The organism is Ruegeria sp. AG1 (genome assembly GCF_056541705.1).
Map to the genome: position 1 here is coordinate 48,124 of NZ_JBQFYU010000005.1, position 15,543 is coordinate 63,666.

A 15,543-nucleotide genomic window follows, 5' to 3' on the forward strand; every position below is an offset into this window, starting at 1 on the left:
CATAGATCCGCCGTGAGAGGTTTCGAAACCTGCTCTGCCTCCGGCGGGCGTATTTTCAATAATAAGAAGAGGTCACTCGCCGCGCGGGAACCGCTGGCTTTCCTCGACAATATTCAGGTCCATGTGGTTGCGCATGTAGCGCTCGGATGCCTTTTGCAGCGGCTGGTAGTCCCAGGGGTAGTACCCACCCTGCCGCAACGCCTCATAGACAACCCAGCGGCGCGCCTGACTGGCACGGACATCCGCATCAAACCGGTCCAGATCCCAGCGCGCCTCGGACTTGGCGCGCAGGGTTTGCAAGGTTCCGGCATGCACGGGATCATCGGCGAGGTTGTTCTGTTCATGCGGGTCGGCCTCAAGATCAAACAGCTGATCGGGGTCCAGAGCGCAACGATTGTATTTCCACTTGCCGTAGCGCAACGAGACCAGTGGCGCATAGGAGGCCTCGGCCGCGTATTCCATCGCCACAGGGGCTGTCCGCTCCTGCCCTTTGGCCAGAGGCACGAGGTCTTCGCCATCCGTCCATGGGGCAATCTCGGCCATATCAACACCGGCTAGCGCGCCCAGAGTCGGGGTCACGTCGATGGTGGACACAGGCGTTTCAATCAGTCCGGCAGGTAAATCCGGTGCCGAGATCATCAGTGGCACTCGCGACGAGCCCTCGAAGAACGTCATCTTGAACCACAACCCGCGTTCGCCCAGCATGTCGCCATGGTCCGAGACAAACATGATGATCGCCTCTTGGCGTGTCGTCTCCAGCACTTCGAGGATCTCGCCGATCTTGTCGTCCAGGTACGAGATATTGGAGAAATACGCGCGGCGGGACTTGCGGATATCTTCCTCGGTGATGTCGAAGCTGCGCCAGTCATTCGCGTCGAAAATCCGCTTGGAATGCGGGTCCTGGTTGTCATAGCCAAGGTCAGAGATCTCGGGTAGCAGATGCTCGCAATCCTCATAGAGATCCCAGTATTTGCGACGCGCAACATAGGGATCATGCGGATGGGTAAAGCTGACGGTCATAGCCCAGGGACGGTCGTCCTTGCCGCGCGCCAGATCATAGAGCTTGGCCTTGGCGTGGTAAGCGACCTCGTCGTCATATTCCATCTGGTTCGAGATTTCGGCCACACCCGCGCCGGTGACGGAACCCATGTTGTGATACCACCAGTCGATCCGCTCACCCGGTTTACGGTAATCCGGAGTCCAGCCGAAATCAGCGGGGTAGATATCGGTAGTCAGGCGGTCTTCGAACCCGTGCAACTGGTCTGGCCCGACAAAATGCATCTTGCCCGACAGACAGGTGTAGTACCCCGCGCGGCGCAGATGGTGGGCATAGGTCGGGATATCGCTGCGGAACTCGGCTGCGTTGTCATAAACCCCCGTGCGTGAGGGCAACTGACCCGACATGAAGCTCGCCCGTCCGGGCGCGCAAAGCGGTGAGGCCGTGTAAGCATTGGCAAAACGGGTCGAGCGCTCGGCCAGTTTCTTCAGGTTCGGCGCGTGCAACCAGTCGGCCGGACCATCGGGAAACAAGGTGCCGTTCAGCTGATCCACCATCAGGATCAGAATGTTAGGTTTTGTCATTTTTCGCCCTCGAGCAGAGTATTCAGGACGCGCAAGGCGTGATTGGCAGCCAGCTGAGGCTCTTCCGGGGCGCTCAGCGCCGAGTGGATATACAGCCCGTCGATCAAGGCAATCATGGTCTCGGCCGCGTTGACCGGTTCGGCAATTTGCGGGCGCAGCGCATGGATCAGGTTCGAGCGGATGCGCGCCTGATAGACCTTCCACAACCGCAGAGCATCATCATTGGTTTGCGCAAGGACATAGAATGTCATCCAGGCCGCAATCACGTCCGGGGTAAAACACGAATGGGCAAAACAGGCACGGATGATGGCCTGCGCCCGTTGGTCGGGGGCCGCGGCGGCCAACTCGGTCCGGGCTTCCTTACCGAAATCCGTCAGGATTTGCCGCATGGCGGCCAGAAAGATCTGATCCTTACCGCCGAAATAATGATGCGCCAGTGCGCTGGACATGCCTGCGCGTTTGGCGATCTGGCTGACGGTCACATCCAGAGATTTCTGTACGCCCAATTCGGCAATCGTCGCACGAACGATCGCATCACGGCGTATAGGCTCCATTCCGACTTTTGGCATCGCGTCCCCCTGGGCAACAGGATTTCCCGACGACGCTAGGCGCTTTTTATTGACTCGTCAATCAATCTCGTTTTCGGACGGATGTTTTCATGCTTTGGGTGCAAAAGCCGATGGTGTCACATCGCGTTTGTTCAGCATCGCTTCGCGCCAGGAAATGAAGCTGACGGCGGTCAGGATCAGCGTACCGCCAGCCACGACCCAGATGTCAACGCTTTCGTGGAACACCATGGCTCCGACAATCGTCGCCCAGATAAGCTGCAGGAAGGTGACCGGCTGAGTCACCGCAACCGGCGCGGCCTGCAGCGCCAATGTCATGAAATAGTGCCCTGCCGTTGCAAAGCTTGCGACCAGAAACAGCACCCCGATGTCCCGCAGAGTGGGCGGCGACCAGACCGCGATTGCAAAGGGGATCAAGGCCAGCGTCACCCAGATCGACAGATGGGCCACCACGACCGAGGGCGGGATATCCCGCACCAACAGTTTGGCCAGCAGGTAGGACCCACCCAGCGTCAGCGCTGCTCCCAGCATGGCGAGATGCCCGCTGGAGACCTCACGAAAGCCGGGGCGCAGAATGATCAACACGCCAATCAGGGCGACCAAAATGGCAGCCAATCGGCGAAAGGCCAACTTCTCACCCAGAAACAGGGCCGCGCCAAGTGTGACATAGACCGGGGTCATGTAGTTCATGGCCGTCACCTCGGCCAAAGGAATGCGAGTCATCGCGAAAAACCACAGCATGACCGCCACCCCGTGGATGACCCCTCTTAGCCCGAATAATGAAAGTTCGCGCTTCGTCAGCCGCGTTGCCAGGATCGATCGCAGAGCAGGCAACAGAAACACCAACCCAAGGACGTAGCGCAAAAACGCAGCCTGAATCGGGTCCATGGTCGAGCCGAGTGATTTCACCAGCGCCGTCATGACTACAAAGGCCAGACCCGCAGCGAACATCCAGAACATTCCCACTACGGGGCGCGAAGGGGCGGAAGCTGTTGTCATGTTCCCGGTTGAACACCGAATTCACCGGCAGAACAACCCTTCACATGACAAGTAACTTCCACGCAATTCCCAGCATCACTATCCCTATCAACGCGTCCAGCACCTGCCATGCGCGTGGGCGTGCGAAAAACGGCGATAGTATCCTGGCCCCGTAGCCCAGCGTGAAGAAGAAAACAAAGCTTGAGGTCACGGCCCCAATGGCAAAGCTGAACCGGTCGTCATACTGGGCCGAGATCGAGCCGATCAGCACCACGGTATCCAGATAGACATGCGGATTCAGCCAGGTGAAGGCCAGCACGGTCAGCATCGCCGACCGCAGGCTTGTGCGTTGGTTCTCGCCCAGTTCCATCGCCGCCCCGCCCTGCCAGGCCGACCACAGGCTGCGCAGCCCGTACCATGTCAGAAACGCGGCGCCGCCAAAGCGCATCACCGTCTCAAACCACGGCGCGGCCTGTGCCAACGTGCCAAACCCGGCGATTCCGGCGGTAATCAGGATCGCGTCTGATACGGCACAGGTCAGGCACAGGATAAACACATGCTCGCGCCGCAGACCCTGCCTGAGGATGAACGCATTCTGCGCACCAATGGCCAGAATCAGGCTGAAGCTAAGAACAAAACCAGCGATGAGGGGGGCGGACATGAAACCTCCTGTCGTTTGAAGGTTTGACTAGCGGCTCCACCTCGGCCTATCAAATTAAAGATACTGAACAGGATTAAGTCTGACTAATGCTGATCGATCCACATCACCTGAACGCGCTGGCCGCGATTCTGCGGCACGGGAGCTTTGACGCGGCGGCCTCCGAGCTGTCCGTCACGCCCTCGGCAATATCCCAACGGATCAAAGCGTTGGAGGATCGCATCGGCACCAGCCTGATCAATCGCGGCTCTCCCTGCACCGCCACGCCTGCCGGGCTGCGGATTTCCAAACATGCCGAGGATATCGGGCTGCTGGAGTCCCAACTTGCACGCGACCTGACCCTAGAGAGCGGCCCCGGTCCGGCGCGGGTGCGCATCGCCCTTCCGGCCGATGTTTTGGCCGCGTGGTTCATCGATTTGATGACGCAGGTGCCGGACCTGTTGTTCGATCTGGTGATCGACGATCAGGAGCATTCGGCAGACTGGCTGCGCCGGGGCGAGGTTAGCGCCTCAATCACCGTCGGAGGGCAACCGGTCACTGGATGTGATACACATGCCCTTGGCGCGATGCGGTATCTCGCGACGGCAAGCCCGGAATTTACCAAGCGCTGGTTCAGTGAGGGATTGTCCGCGCGGTCGCTGGCACAAGCGCCCTGCCTAGTATTCAATCGCAAGGACAGCCTTCAAAGGGTCTGGATTTCGGCCCAAACCGGGCAGCGACTGTCGCCGCCTTCGCATTTCATCCCTTCCTCCCATGGGTTTGTCGATGCCGCTATTGCAGGATTGGGTTGGGGCATGAACCCCGAGCCCCTGGTGCGAGACGCTTTGCAGGATGGCAGGCTTTGCGAAGTCGCGCCCGATGCGCCTTTGGACGTGCCCCTCAATTGGCAGATTGGGCGCGTGTTGTCATCTGCCCTGACCCCCTTGACCAAAGCTGTAAAACAAGCCGCTGCAAAGGCCTTGATCCCGGATGCCGACCGCCAGATAAACAGCAAAAATCCGGAGTAAGACAATGTTCTCACGCGATGCGCTCAGCTATGATCCGATCCCTCTGCCCGACCGATGCGAGATGAGCGATGCCGAGATGCAGCAAGCCGCCCAGGCATTCTACGACAAGATGCGCCAGCGCCATACCGTTCGAGATTTCATCGACCGCCCCGTTGATCGCGAAGTAGTTCAGACCTGCTTGCGGACCGCAGGCACCGCGCCATCCGGGGCCAACCATCAGCCATGGCATTTTGCCGCCATCGCTGACCCGCATTTGAAACAGCGCATCCGGGAAGAGGCCGAAGAAGAAGAACGTCGCTTCTATGCCGGCGGCGCAGGGGATGAGTGGATCAAAGCGCTTGAACCCATCGGGACCAACGCGGTCAAAGAACACCTGACCATTGCCCCCTGGCTGATCGTGGTTTTCGCCCAGCGCTGGGGTGAGTTCGAGGATGGCACGCGGTACAAAAACTACTACGTCCCGGAAAGCGTCAATATCGCAACGGGCTTTCTGTTGGCTGCCCTTCATCACGCCGGGCTTTCGACACTGACGCACACGCCGAACCCGATGAAATTCCTGAATGACGCGCTGGGGCGACCGGCATCGGAAAAGCCGACGATGATCATCGCTGTTGGCCACCCTTCAGAGGCCGCGACTGTCCCCTCCGTTGCCAAGCTGAAGAAACCTCTGGACGAGATTTCGTCGTTCTTCTGATTGGACCTATAACGACTTCATCCGCCCTGCAAATCAGGTGTGGCAGGCTTGGGCAACACGACCAGATAACAGGCGGCGGCTGCGACTAGACTGCACAGCACAATGAACGCAACCGCCAGCGAAACCTCATGCATATGCGCGACCGCTGCCAATGCGGCTGACATGGCAACAGCGGTCAGGCGTGCAATGCTCTTGATCGCGGCAGAGGCCTGAACCCGCTGCTCTTTCGGGGCGACGTCCAGAAAGTAGAGCTTGCGCGCGCTGCTGATCCCCGTGACGGCAACCGTTGCGATGAACAGGGCAATCGCATGCAGATGAACTTCGTGGTCGATGCCCAGATAGTGAAACGCCAAAAGGACGATCCCCGTGATCGTCACCATCAAAGTCCCTGCGACCATGACGGTACGATGGGATTTCATGTTTAACAGCTGCCAAAGCGGGGCCGAGACCAGATAGCCAGACGCCGAAGACACGATCATCGCGGTCAGCCCCTTGGCTGAGCTGTGATGCGCCTCGGCCGCGATAAGGGCAAAGAACGGCACCGACAAGGACACCACGACAAGCGGCATGCGCATGACCAGGTAGCGGCGAAACCAAGCATGTTCGAACATACTTAAAATGGACTTGATATTGGCCTTCAAAGACAGGCCCAAATGTTTGGCTTCATTGGCTTCTGAACTGTTGGCCTTGCGGATCTCAAACATCGCAAGTATCGACAGTGCAGACAGCAAAAAGAACGTGGCGGATACGGCGATGACCGCCGAATGGCGCGAAAACGGCGGATTGTCCTTGGTCAGTTCATGCAGCAAAAGCGCCAAACCTATGGCGCCCAGTCCACCGGCCCCCAATTGCAAATACTGCATCATCATTCGGGATTTCGAATGCACATGATCGCCCAGTAGATCGGTTAACATGAGGTTCTGCACCTCATCGATAAGCCCGATCAGGAAAAAGACTGCGATGAAGGCAATGGCGATCAGCGGCACGATGCCTGTGGCGGCTACCCCCATGGCGACCAAAAGGCAGGTTCCGATTGCGATTTCGGTCATCGCGATCCCGCGTTTCTTCTCGGGCCGCGCGGCAATCGAACGCGCCAGAAAGAAATCCGCGATCATACTACCGACCATACGAACCGAGACCAACGCCCCCGCGATGAACATCGGCAACTCGAATGAGACTGCCAGAAACGGCAAAACCACCGACGGGCTGCCTAAGGTCCACGCGACCTGAGACAGAATGCTCTGCCCGGCCAGGACCGGGACATTGCGTTTTGCCAGATCTGACGGGTCACGCGCCATGTATCACTCTGGCATCAAAGCCAGCCTTTTTGTTTTCTCGCCCACATTTCAAAGAGTAATCGCTTGAGTCGGATCAGCCAAGCTACACTTCAGAAGCTGAAATAACAAAAGCCCGACCAAACGGGCCGGGCTTTCAGGTACCAGATGTCTGGTGTGATCAGAGCTGCGCCATGACTTCGTCAGTGGCTTCGAAATTGGTTGTCACGCGCTGAACGTCGTCGTCATCTTCCAGCGCATCGACCAGCTTCATCAGCTTCTGCATGTCTTCAAGACCCAGCTCAGTGGTCGTGGTGGGTTTCCAGACCAGCTTGGTGGATTCGGATTCGCCCAACGCCTCTTCTAGCGCATTCGACACGTCGTTCAGATCGGTATCGGCGCACCAGATGATGTGACCATCTTCCGAGCTTTCGACATCCTCGGCACCCGCCTCGATCGCTGCTTCAAAGATGGTGTCTGCGTCACCTGCATCCGACTGATAGACCACTTCACCCTTGCGGTCGAACATGAACCCGACCGAGCCGGTTTCGCCCAGGTTTCCACCGTTCTTGGAAAAGGTCGAGCGCACGGTCGAGGCCGTCCGGTTGCGGTTATCCGTCATGGTCTCGACGATCACGGCCACACCGTTGGGGCCGTAACCCTCGTACCGGATTTCTTCGTATTCATCACCTTCGCCCGCAACCGATTTCTTGATTGCGCGGTCGATCACGTCCTTGGGGACCGAGTTTGACTTGGCCTCTTTCACCGCCAGACGCAGGCGCGGGTTCTTGTCGGGATCGGGGTCGCCCATCTTGGCGGCCACGGTGATCTCTTTCGACAGTTTGGAAAACAGTTTGGACCGCGCGGCGTCCTGACGTCCCTTGCGGTGCTGGATATTGGCCCATTTGGAGTGGCCTGCCATGGTGCGTCCTCGTCATCATGTTAGCGTATTCGGCGCTCATATAGACGTTTGCGGGGCAAAGGATCAAGAGAGCGGCTTGCGAGACGCCCATCTGAGGGTAAGGTGGCCGCATGACGACCGATCAAATCATTCTGTTTGCGCTTTTCATTACAGTCTTTGGAATGCTCCTTTGGGGCCGTTTCCGGTATGACCTTGTGGCCTTCACCGCCCTGATGATCGGGGTCACGCTGGGTGTTGTGCCAGTCGACAACGCCTTTGCCGGGTTCGGGCATCCTGCAACAATCATCGTTGCCTTGGTGCTGGTAGTTTCGGCTGGGCTGGTCCGATCCGGGGCCGTATTCCTGATCACGCGCACTCTTGTGGATGCCTCGCGTGGACTTGGCGCCCATATCGCACTGATGGGCGGAATCGGCGCGGTTCTGTCGGCGTTTATGAACAACGTCGCTGCACTAGCCCTCCTGATGCCGGTCGACATACAGACCGCGCGCAAAGCGGGGCGCGCGGTGGGGCTGACGCTCATGCCGCTCAGCTTTGCGACGATCCTGGGTGGCATGGCGACCCTGATCGGGACACCGCCAAACATCATCATCGCCTCGATCCGGGCCGAGACCTTGGGCGAGCCGTTCAAGATGTTCGACTTTGCCCCCGTCGGAGGGATCGCGGCCATCGCCGGCTTGGCGTTCGTGTCGCTGATTGGCTGGCGGCTGATCCCAAACCGAGGCGCGCAGGAAGAAGCCTCCGAGGCACTGGCCGAATACATCGCCGAACTCACCCTGCCCTCCGAGTCGCCCCATATCGGCAAGCGTGTCAGCGAGCTGTACGAAGATGCCGAGAAATCCGACGTGGCAATCATTGGCCTGATCCGCGACGGCAAACGGCGCTATGGCCGATCTGCCCACGCCACTCTGAAAGAGGGCGACGCGCTGGTTCTAGAGGCGCGACCCGAAGCGCTGGATGAGTTCCGCGCGGCGCTCAAGCTGGATTTCTCGGACACTCGCCGACAAGAGATGCTGACGGCAGAAGGCGACGGGCTTGAGGTGATCGAAGTTGTCGCCACTGAGAGCGCGCGCATCACCGGCCGTACCGCACAGGGGCTAGGGCTAGCGTGGCGGCAAAGTACGGTTCTGATGGGCATCTCGCGCCAGGGTCGCCGCATCACTGAACAGGTCCGCAAGACCGAGGTCGAGGCCGGCGATATCCTGCTTCTGCTCTGCCCCCGCGACCGGGGTGTCGACGTGACAGAATGGCTGGGCTGTCTGCCATTGGCGCAGCGGGGCCTGAACGTAACGGCAAACGAAAAAGCCTGGCTCGCCATCGGCCTCTTCGCTGCCGCCGTTCTGGCGGCTAGCATCGGGTTGATCTACCTGCCCATCGCGCTGGGTTTTGTCGTGGTGGCCTACGTCCTGACCAAAATCATGCCGATCAGTGACATCTACAACCATATCGAATGGCCGGTCGTGGTGCTGCTCGGCTCGATGATTCCACTGGGCAGCGCGCTAGAGACCTCAGGCGGCACAGAACTGATCGCCAACGCCCTGATCCAGCTGACCAATGGCCTGCCCGCCTGGGCCATCCTCACCGTGCTGATGGTCGTGACGATGACGCTGTCGGACGTCTTGAACAACACGGCCACGGCTATTGTTGCCGCTCCGGTAGGCATCCAGATGGCCCGCACGCTCGAGGTCTCTCCCGATCCGTTCCTGATGACGGTTGCCGTTGCCGCCTCGGCCGCGTTCCTCACGCCGATCGGGCACAAGAACAACACGCTGGTTCTGGGGCCCGGAGGCTATCGGTTCGGTGACTATTGGCGCATGGGTCTGCCGCTTGAGATCCTGATCATCGCCGTTTCGATCCCTTCGATCCTTGTCTTCTGGCCGCTTTGATAGGTAAAGCCCGACTATGAAACGCTTTCTGATCCTCCAATTGCGCCCCGAGGCTGATGCATCGGATGCCGAATATGCCTCGATCCTCGACAAAACCGGCCTGACGCCCGAGCAAACCCACCGCATCCGGCTGGATTGCGAAGACCTGCCCAAAGGCTTGAATGTCACCGACTACGCGGGTGTCATCGTTGGCGGAGGTCCCGGCTGCGTCAGCGACGATCCAGCAACGAAATCCGAGTTGGACACAAAGATCGAAAACGCGGTCATGGGGCTGATGCCGCAGATCACCGCGCAGGATCACCCCTTTATGGGCTGCTGCTATGGGTTGGGCGTTCTGGCCGCGCATTTGGGTGGCGACGTCAGCAAGGCCAAGTTCGGCGAGCCGGTCGGCCCGTCGGCCTGCCGCCTGACAGAGGACGGCGCCGCCGATCCGTTGACTGAGGGCCTTTCGCCCAAGTTCGACGCCTTCGTCGGCCACAAAGAGGCCGTCCAGACCCTGCCCGATGGATGCGTGCATCTTGTCGCCTCGGACCCCTGCCCGTTTCAGATGATCCGCTGGGGGCAGAACGTCTACGCCACTCAGTTCCATCCGGAAGCCGATGCCAAAGACTTTGAGCAGCGCATCAACATTTACAAACACCACGGATATTTCCCTCCCGAGGACGCCCAGCGCCTGATCGATATCTGCAACGCGGCAGACGTCACACAGCCGGGCGAAATCCTGCGCCGGTTTGTAGAACGCTATAGATGACCTAACGACGCGGTTGCCTGACGGTTTCCCCCTCGCTTAGTCTGCATTGAAACGACTTTGGGAGGAGTTGTTCTTGGATTTTCTAATCAATGTCGGCCTGCCTGTTTCGCTGGCTATCATCATGCTGTCTTTGGGTATCGGGCTTGAGATCGCCGATTTCCGACGCGTCCTGACCCGCAAATACCCGTTTGCAATCGGTGCGCTGTGTCAGGTCGTGCTGCTGCCAATCGCGGCGTTTGCAACCGTTAAACTACTTGGCCTGCCGCCAGAGATTGCCGTCGGTTTCATGCTGCTCAGCTTTTGTCCGGGTGGTGTGACCAGCAACATCCTGACGAAATTTGCCAGGGGCGATGTGGCGCTTTCGGTCAGCCTGACAGCGGTGATTAGTATCCTGTCGATCCTGACTGTGCCGATCCTAGCCGCATGGACCATCGCGCATTTCATGGGCGAAGACGCGCCCGAAGTGTCGATCACTGGGCTGGCGGTTGCCATGTTCCTGATCACGACCCTGCCCGTCGCCATCGGCATCACGGTCCGCAGGTTTGCAACGGGGTTTGCAAACCGTATCGAGGGCGGGTTGTCCAAACTGGCTGGCGCTCTGTTCCTGCTGATCGTCATCGCCGCCGTGGCCGGAAACTGGCAGCTCTTTATTGAGAACCTTGGCATCATGGGCACCGGGTTGGTGTCTTTGAATATCGCCCTGCTTCTGATCGGTTTGGGCGTCTCACGCGCGGCGAACCTGTCCTGGGCCGAGTGTAAAAGCATCTCGATTGACACCGGCATCCAGAACTCGACCCTCGGGTTGACCTTGGCGGCATTGATCACGGGAACCGAGACCGGGTTCAGCACTCTGGCTTTGCCCTCGGCGGTTTATGGCGTCACTATGTATGTCGTTGTGTTCCCCTTCCTCCTTTGGTTTCGCAAACGCTGAAAGGATCTGACATGGCCAATAACACGGCAGATGCCATCGTTGTCGGAGGCGGATTGGCCGGGCTGGCGGCTGCGGCTGAGCTGGGCGACCGGGGCAAGACGGTGATCGTTGTGGATCAGGAACCAGAGAGCTTCCTGGGCGGACAAGCGTTCTGGAGCCTCGGCGGCCTGTTCATGGTCGACACGCCCGAGCAGCGCAGGATGGGCATCAAAGACAGCCACGACCTGGCTTTGCGGGATTGGATGGGCAGCGCGCAGTTTGATCGCGACGACGATCTGTGGCCTCGTAAATGGGCCGAGGCCTATGTCGAGTTCGCCGCAGGGGAAATGCGTCCTTGGCTGCACGATATGGGTCTGCGCTGGTTCCCGGTGGTTGGTTGGGCCGAGCGTGGAGGCTCCTATGCGGACGGGCATGGCAACTCGGTGCCGCGGTTTCACATCACTTGGGGCACCGGCCCAGGCGTGTTGGAACATTTCATCCGCCGCGTGAAAGAGCATGTCAGCGCCGGGCTGATCCAGCTGAAGTTCCGCCATCAGGTCAGCCACATCATCATGCAAAACGGCTGCGCCAAAGGTGTCTCGGGCGAAGTTCTGGCCGAGGATACGGTCCAGCGCGGCGCCAAAACCAACCGTGAAGAGCTGGGCGAGTTCGAATACTACGCCCCTTCGGTCATCGTCACTTCGGGCGGGATCGGAGGGAATTTTGAGATGGTCCGCAAGAACTGGCCCCGCGACCGTCTGGGCGAACCTCCGCAAGACATGGTCGCAGGTGTCCCGTTTCACGTCGATGGGCGCATGATCGCGATCAGCGAAAAGGCGGGCGGCCATGTGATCAACGGCGACCGCATGTGGCATTATACGGAAGGCGTCCGAAACTGGGATCCGATCTGGCCCGCACACGGAATTCGTATCCTGCCCGGTCCAAGCTCGATGTGGTTCGATGCCAAGGGCAACCGCTTGCAACCGCCCTGCCTGCCGGGGTTCGACACGCTAGGGACGCTGCGCGAAATTCTGAAAACAGGACACGAGTACAGCTGGTTCGTTCTGACCCAGAAGATCATCAAAAAGGAATTCGCCCTGTCGGGGTCGGAACAGAACCCAGATTTCACCTCAGGCAGTTGGAAAGAGGTAATCCGCCAGCGCATCCTGTCGGGCAGCAAAGCCACAGCCCCGGTTGAGGCGTTCAAGGAAAAGGGCGAGGATTTCATCGTCGCGAACACTCTGACCGAGCTGGTCAGCGGCATGAACCAGTTGGGCGGAGGTCTTATTGATGAGGCCCATCTGAGGGCGCAGATCGAGGCGCGGGATTCCCAGGTCGACAATCCGTTCTCGAAAGACGCTCAGATGATGGCGATTCTGGCGGCACGCAACTATCGCGGTGACAAGCTGATACGGACGGCCAAGCCGCACAAGTTCCTAGATCCCTCAAACGGCCCGTTGATTGCGGTCAAACTGCACGTGCTGACCCGCAAGACACTTGGCGGGCTGCAGACCAATCTGGACAGTCAGATGATCGGAGCGGACGGGCAAGTGGTGCCCGGCCTGTTTGCTGCCGGCGAGGTCGCCGGTTTCGGCGGCGGAGGCTATCATGGCTACAACGCGCTTGAGGGCACCTTCCTTGGCGGCTGCATCTTCTCAGGCCGCAACGCAGGGCGATCCCGCGCTGTGGCCTGACGCGTCACTGCTTGCGGACCAGTTTGATGACGGGTTCGCCCGCCTCATCCAAAAGGGCCAACGCGTCGCCCTGCACAGCGAAGGTTGTGACGCTCTGCATTGTTTTCAGGAAGGTGCGTTCGATCTCATCCAAAGGTGGCGGGCAAGCCATAAGGGTGGCCGCCATATTATCAGGAAACTCGATGCGGTTGCCTGAGATCTCGGCCTGACCAGTGAACCGATTGCACCCGCCTGTGCCCGAGAACGCGCCGCCTTGGCCAAAGATCAGCTCCGGCCGTCTCTCCGTTTCGATGGGCTCACCGTTTAGCGAGGCGGCGATCCATTCTGAATTCTCCAGCATTGTCGCCCCCTGCGCCTGAACTTGCACGAGCATCAAATCGACGGAGTTCCCGGCCTCATCTGAAATTACCGGATAGGCCGTGTCCGTGGTGAACAGCAGCTTTTGCCCTTGAGTAATCGTCGCCCTCACAGAATAGCGGTGCCCGTCCTTGATCAGGGCATCGTCATAGCTCAGCTTGAACGGAGCAGGAACGGCTGACAGAGCGTAGCGTTGCGCCGCCAGCGTCACGGCTGGCGCATCGGCAAGCGAGACATCCTGAAGCTCAACAAACAGGGTTGCATCGGGCGGAACGGTGATCCTTTCGCGATAACTGGCCGAGCCTTCGACTGTTCCGGCAAAGCCGGTGCTCGCCATCATCGCGCAGGCGATCGCGGCAATTGCGGTTCCTTTTGCAGGCATGGTCCAATCCTCTTGTCGCAAAATACATTCATAAAGCTTTGTGTATCGGCCAAGATTTGCAAGAGGCACCGCAAAATGACGGCGGGTCAGTGCCGATCTTACAGAGGCCAGAACAGCGGAATGAGAAGCGATGCCAACAGCCCAACGGTCAGGTTCAGCGGAATACCCACCTTCATGAAATCCGTGAACCGATAGCCGCCGGGTCCGTATACCATCATGTTTGTCTGATACCCGATCGGCGTCGCGAAAGAAGCCGAAGCCGCGACCATGACAGCAACCACAAGTGGACGCGGGTCCATCCCAACGGCTTGCGCCAGACCAATTGCAATCGGCGTGACAACCACGGCGACCGCGTTGTTTGAAACCAGCTCGGTCAGAACCGAGGTCAGCAGGTACACTGCCCAGATGATCAGGAACGGCGGCAAAACACTCAGCGACGGTGCAATCGCTTCGACAATCAGGGACACTGCGCCCGACGCGTCCAAGGCGGCCCCGATGGCCAGCATGGCAAAGATCAGCGCCAGCAGGCGACCCTCGACAAAGGAGAACGCCTCATCCGCGTCGATGCAGCGCGTCAGAAGAACGGCAGCAACCGCAAGGATTGACAGTAGCAGGATCGGCGCAACGCCCAGCGCCGCCAGAACCACGATCCCGACCAGAGAGCCAATCGCAATTGGCGCATGGCTTCGGCGGAAGGCCCGCGCCGAGGGTTGGGTGACATCGACCATGTCCATGTCGGCGGCCAGCTTCTGGATGTCAGCCGGAGACCCTTCGAGCAGCAGAGTATCCCCCACCCGCACGACAAGCTCATCGAGCTGCAAACCGATATTCTGGTTCCGCCGATGCACGGCCAGCACGTAGACACCATAACGACGGCGCAGACGCATGGTGCCCAGCGCTCGCCCCACCATCCGACAGCCCGGAGTGATCAGAACTTCGACCGTTTTGGTCTCGACGGCCGAAAGCTGATCAACCCGCTTGAGCTCCTTGTTGCTCTGCAGGCTCAGCAGCTCGGTCATTTCCGTGCGCAGAACCACCCGGTCGCCGACATTTAGTGTTACACCCTTGAGATTACGTCGCAAGGAATCGTCTCCGCGCAGAACGTCGATCAGGCGCACACCCGGGCGCTTGAATAGCTGTACGCCGGTGACCTCACGCCCAATCAGGTTACTTTCCGGGGGAATGACGGCCTCGGTAAAGAACTTCATCTTGGACCGGTCGCTCAGCATCGAGGCCATGCTGTCCCGCTCCGGCAAAAGGCGCGGCGCGATGAAGCGCAGGTAGACCATGCCATAGATCACCAGCACGATACCCAGCGGCGTGACTTCGAAAATCGTGAACGCTTGCATGCCCTGTGCCCGGGCCACACCGTCCACCAGCAAGTTGGTCGAGGTCCCGATCAGGGTCAGAGTACCGCCCAGAATGGCCGCATAGCTGAGCGGGATCAGCAGCTTAGAGGCAGGTACGTTCAGCGTGCGGGCGATCTGAACAAAAACCGGGATCATCACGACGACCACCGGCGTGTTCGACACCACCGCGGACGCCACCACCACAAACCCCATCAGCAAGGCAATCGCTATGCGCGGGTTTACTTGCGCCTGCTTTTGGGCCGTTGAGGTGAACGCATCCAGCGCTCCGGTCCGCACCAAGGCTCCCATGATGATGAACATCGCGGCAATCGTCCAAGGCGCGGGGTTCGACAGCACGGCCAGCGCGCTTTGATAGGGCAGAATGCCGGTCACTAGCATCAATGCGACGCCACCAATGGCCACGACCTCGGTCGGGTAGACCTCGCGAAGGAACATCACGAACATACCTGCGACCACCAAAAGCGCCAGTATCGCGCTGCCCGTGTCTGTCAGTGAGAGGAATTGCATTCGTGGTTT

At 59.4% G+C, this 15,543-nt stretch carries 14 protein-coding genes; 6 read left to right on the forward strand and 8 right to left on the reverse strand.

Annotated features, from left to right (window positions below; genetic code table 11):
* Positions 1-72: 72 nt before the first annotated feature.
* From betC to ACR0B5_RS08575, 4 genes are all read right to left on the reverse strand, one after another.
* The gene (gene betC / locus ACR0B5_RS08560; RefSeq protein ID WP_480539925.1) at positions 73-1,581 is read right to left on the reverse strand and encodes a choline-sulfatase; all 1,509 of its coding nucleotides are present in this window, start codon (positions 1,579-1,581) and stop codon (positions 73-75) included.
* Entirely contained in the window at positions 1,578-2,150 is a 573-nt protein-coding gene (betI, locus tag ACR0B5_RS08565) for a choline-binding transcriptional repressor BetI (protein WP_170462042.1), read from the reverse strand. The genes betC and betI overlap by 4 nt, the downstream gene beginning before the upstream one ends.
* 87 nt (positions 2,151-2,237) lie before the next feature.
* Positions 2,238-3,107 (reverse strand): DMT family transporter, encoded by an 870-nt coding sequence (locus tag ACR0B5_RS08570; RefSeq protein WP_480539927.1) that lies wholly within the window; start codon positions 3,105-3,107, stop codon positions 2,238-2,240.
* A gap of 79 nt (positions 3,108-3,186) precedes the next feature.
* Positions 3,187-3,786 carry a LysE/ArgO family amino acid transporter gene (locus ACR0B5_RS08575; protein WP_480539929.1) on the reverse strand — a complete coding sequence of 200 codons (600 nt, stop codon included), beginning with the start codon at positions 3,784-3,786 and terminating at the stop codon, positions 3,187-3,189.
* A gap of 86 nt (positions 3,787-3,872) precedes the next feature.
* Between ACR0B5_RS08575 and ACR0B5_RS08580 the strand changes: the two genes are divergently transcribed.
* Both ACR0B5_RS08580 and ACR0B5_RS08585 read left to right on the forward strand, forming a co-directional pair.
* On the forward strand, positions 3,873-4,790 hold the full coding sequence (locus ACR0B5_RS08580; RefSeq protein ID WP_480539931.1) for an ArgP/LysG family DNA-binding transcriptional regulator: 918 nt from the start codon (positions 3,873-3,875) through the stop codon (positions 4,788-4,790).
* 4 nt (positions 4,791-4,794) lie between these two features.
* On the forward strand, positions 4,795-5,484 hold the full coding sequence (locus ACR0B5_RS08585; RefSeq protein WP_480539933.1) for a nitroreductase family protein: 690 nt from the start codon (positions 4,795-4,797) through the stop codon (positions 5,482-5,484).
* Between the two features lie 17 nt (positions 5,485-5,501).
* Here the strand turns inward: ACR0B5_RS08585 and ACR0B5_RS08590 are convergent, their stop codons facing one another.
* Both ACR0B5_RS08590 and ACR0B5_RS08595 read right to left on the reverse strand, forming a co-directional pair.
* A complete protein-coding gene (locus ACR0B5_RS08590; RefSeq protein ID WP_170665590.1) occupies positions 5,502-6,782 on the reverse strand; it encodes an MFS transporter in 1,281 nt (426 codons plus the stop codon).
* A gap of 157 nt (positions 6,783-6,939) precedes the next feature.
* Complete coding sequence (locus ACR0B5_RS08595; protein ID WP_480539935.1) at positions 6,940-7,680, reverse strand: YebC/PmpR family DNA-binding transcriptional regulator; 741 nt, start codon at positions 7,678-7,680, stop codon at positions 6,940-6,942.
* Positions 7,681-7,790: 110 nt separating this feature from the next.
* Here ACR0B5_RS08595 and ACR0B5_RS08600 point away from each other — a divergent pair, with 110 nt between their 5' ends.
* The 4 genes from ACR0B5_RS08600 to ACR0B5_RS08615 all read left to right on the forward strand — a co-directional run bounded on the left by ACR0B5_RS08600 (position 7,791) and on the right by ACR0B5_RS08615 (position 12,918).
* Complete coding sequence (locus ACR0B5_RS08600) at positions 7,791-9,563, forward strand: SLC13 family permease (RefSeq protein WP_480539937.1); 1,773 nt, start codon at positions 7,791-7,793, stop codon at positions 9,561-9,563.
* A gap of 16 nt (positions 9,564-9,579) precedes the next feature.
* Positions 9,580-10,314 carry a glutamine amidotransferase gene (locus tag ACR0B5_RS08605; RefSeq protein ID WP_480539939.1) on the forward strand — a complete coding sequence of 245 codons (735 nt, stop codon included), beginning with the start codon at positions 9,580-9,582 and terminating at the stop codon, positions 10,312-10,314.
* Between the two features lie 73 nt (positions 10,315-10,387).
* Entirely contained in the window at positions 10,388-11,245 is an 858-nt protein-coding gene (locus tag ACR0B5_RS08610) for a bile acid:sodium symporter family protein (RefSeq protein WP_480539940.1), read from the forward strand.
* 11 nt (positions 11,246-11,256) lie between these two features.
* On the forward strand, positions 11,257-12,918 hold the full coding sequence (locus ACR0B5_RS08615) for an FAD-binding dehydrogenase (protein ID WP_480539942.1): 1,662 nt from the start codon (positions 11,257-11,259) through the stop codon (positions 12,916-12,918).
* Positions 12,919-12,922: 4 nt separating this feature from the next.
* Here ACR0B5_RS08615 and ACR0B5_RS08620 read toward each other — a convergent pair whose 3' ends face one another.
* Positions 12,923-13,657: a YbaY family lipoprotein gene (locus ACR0B5_RS08620; RefSeq protein WP_480539944.1), complete on the reverse strand. Its 735-nt coding sequence runs from the start codon at positions 13,655-13,657 to the stop codon at positions 12,923-12,925.
* A gap of 98 nt (positions 13,658-13,755) precedes the next feature.
* On the reverse strand, positions 13,756-15,534 hold the full coding sequence (locus ACR0B5_RS08625) for an SLC13 family permease (protein WP_170660019.1): 1,779 nt from the start codon (positions 15,532-15,534) through the stop codon (positions 13,756-13,758).
* Between the last annotated feature and the right edge of the window lie 9 nt (positions 15,535-15,543).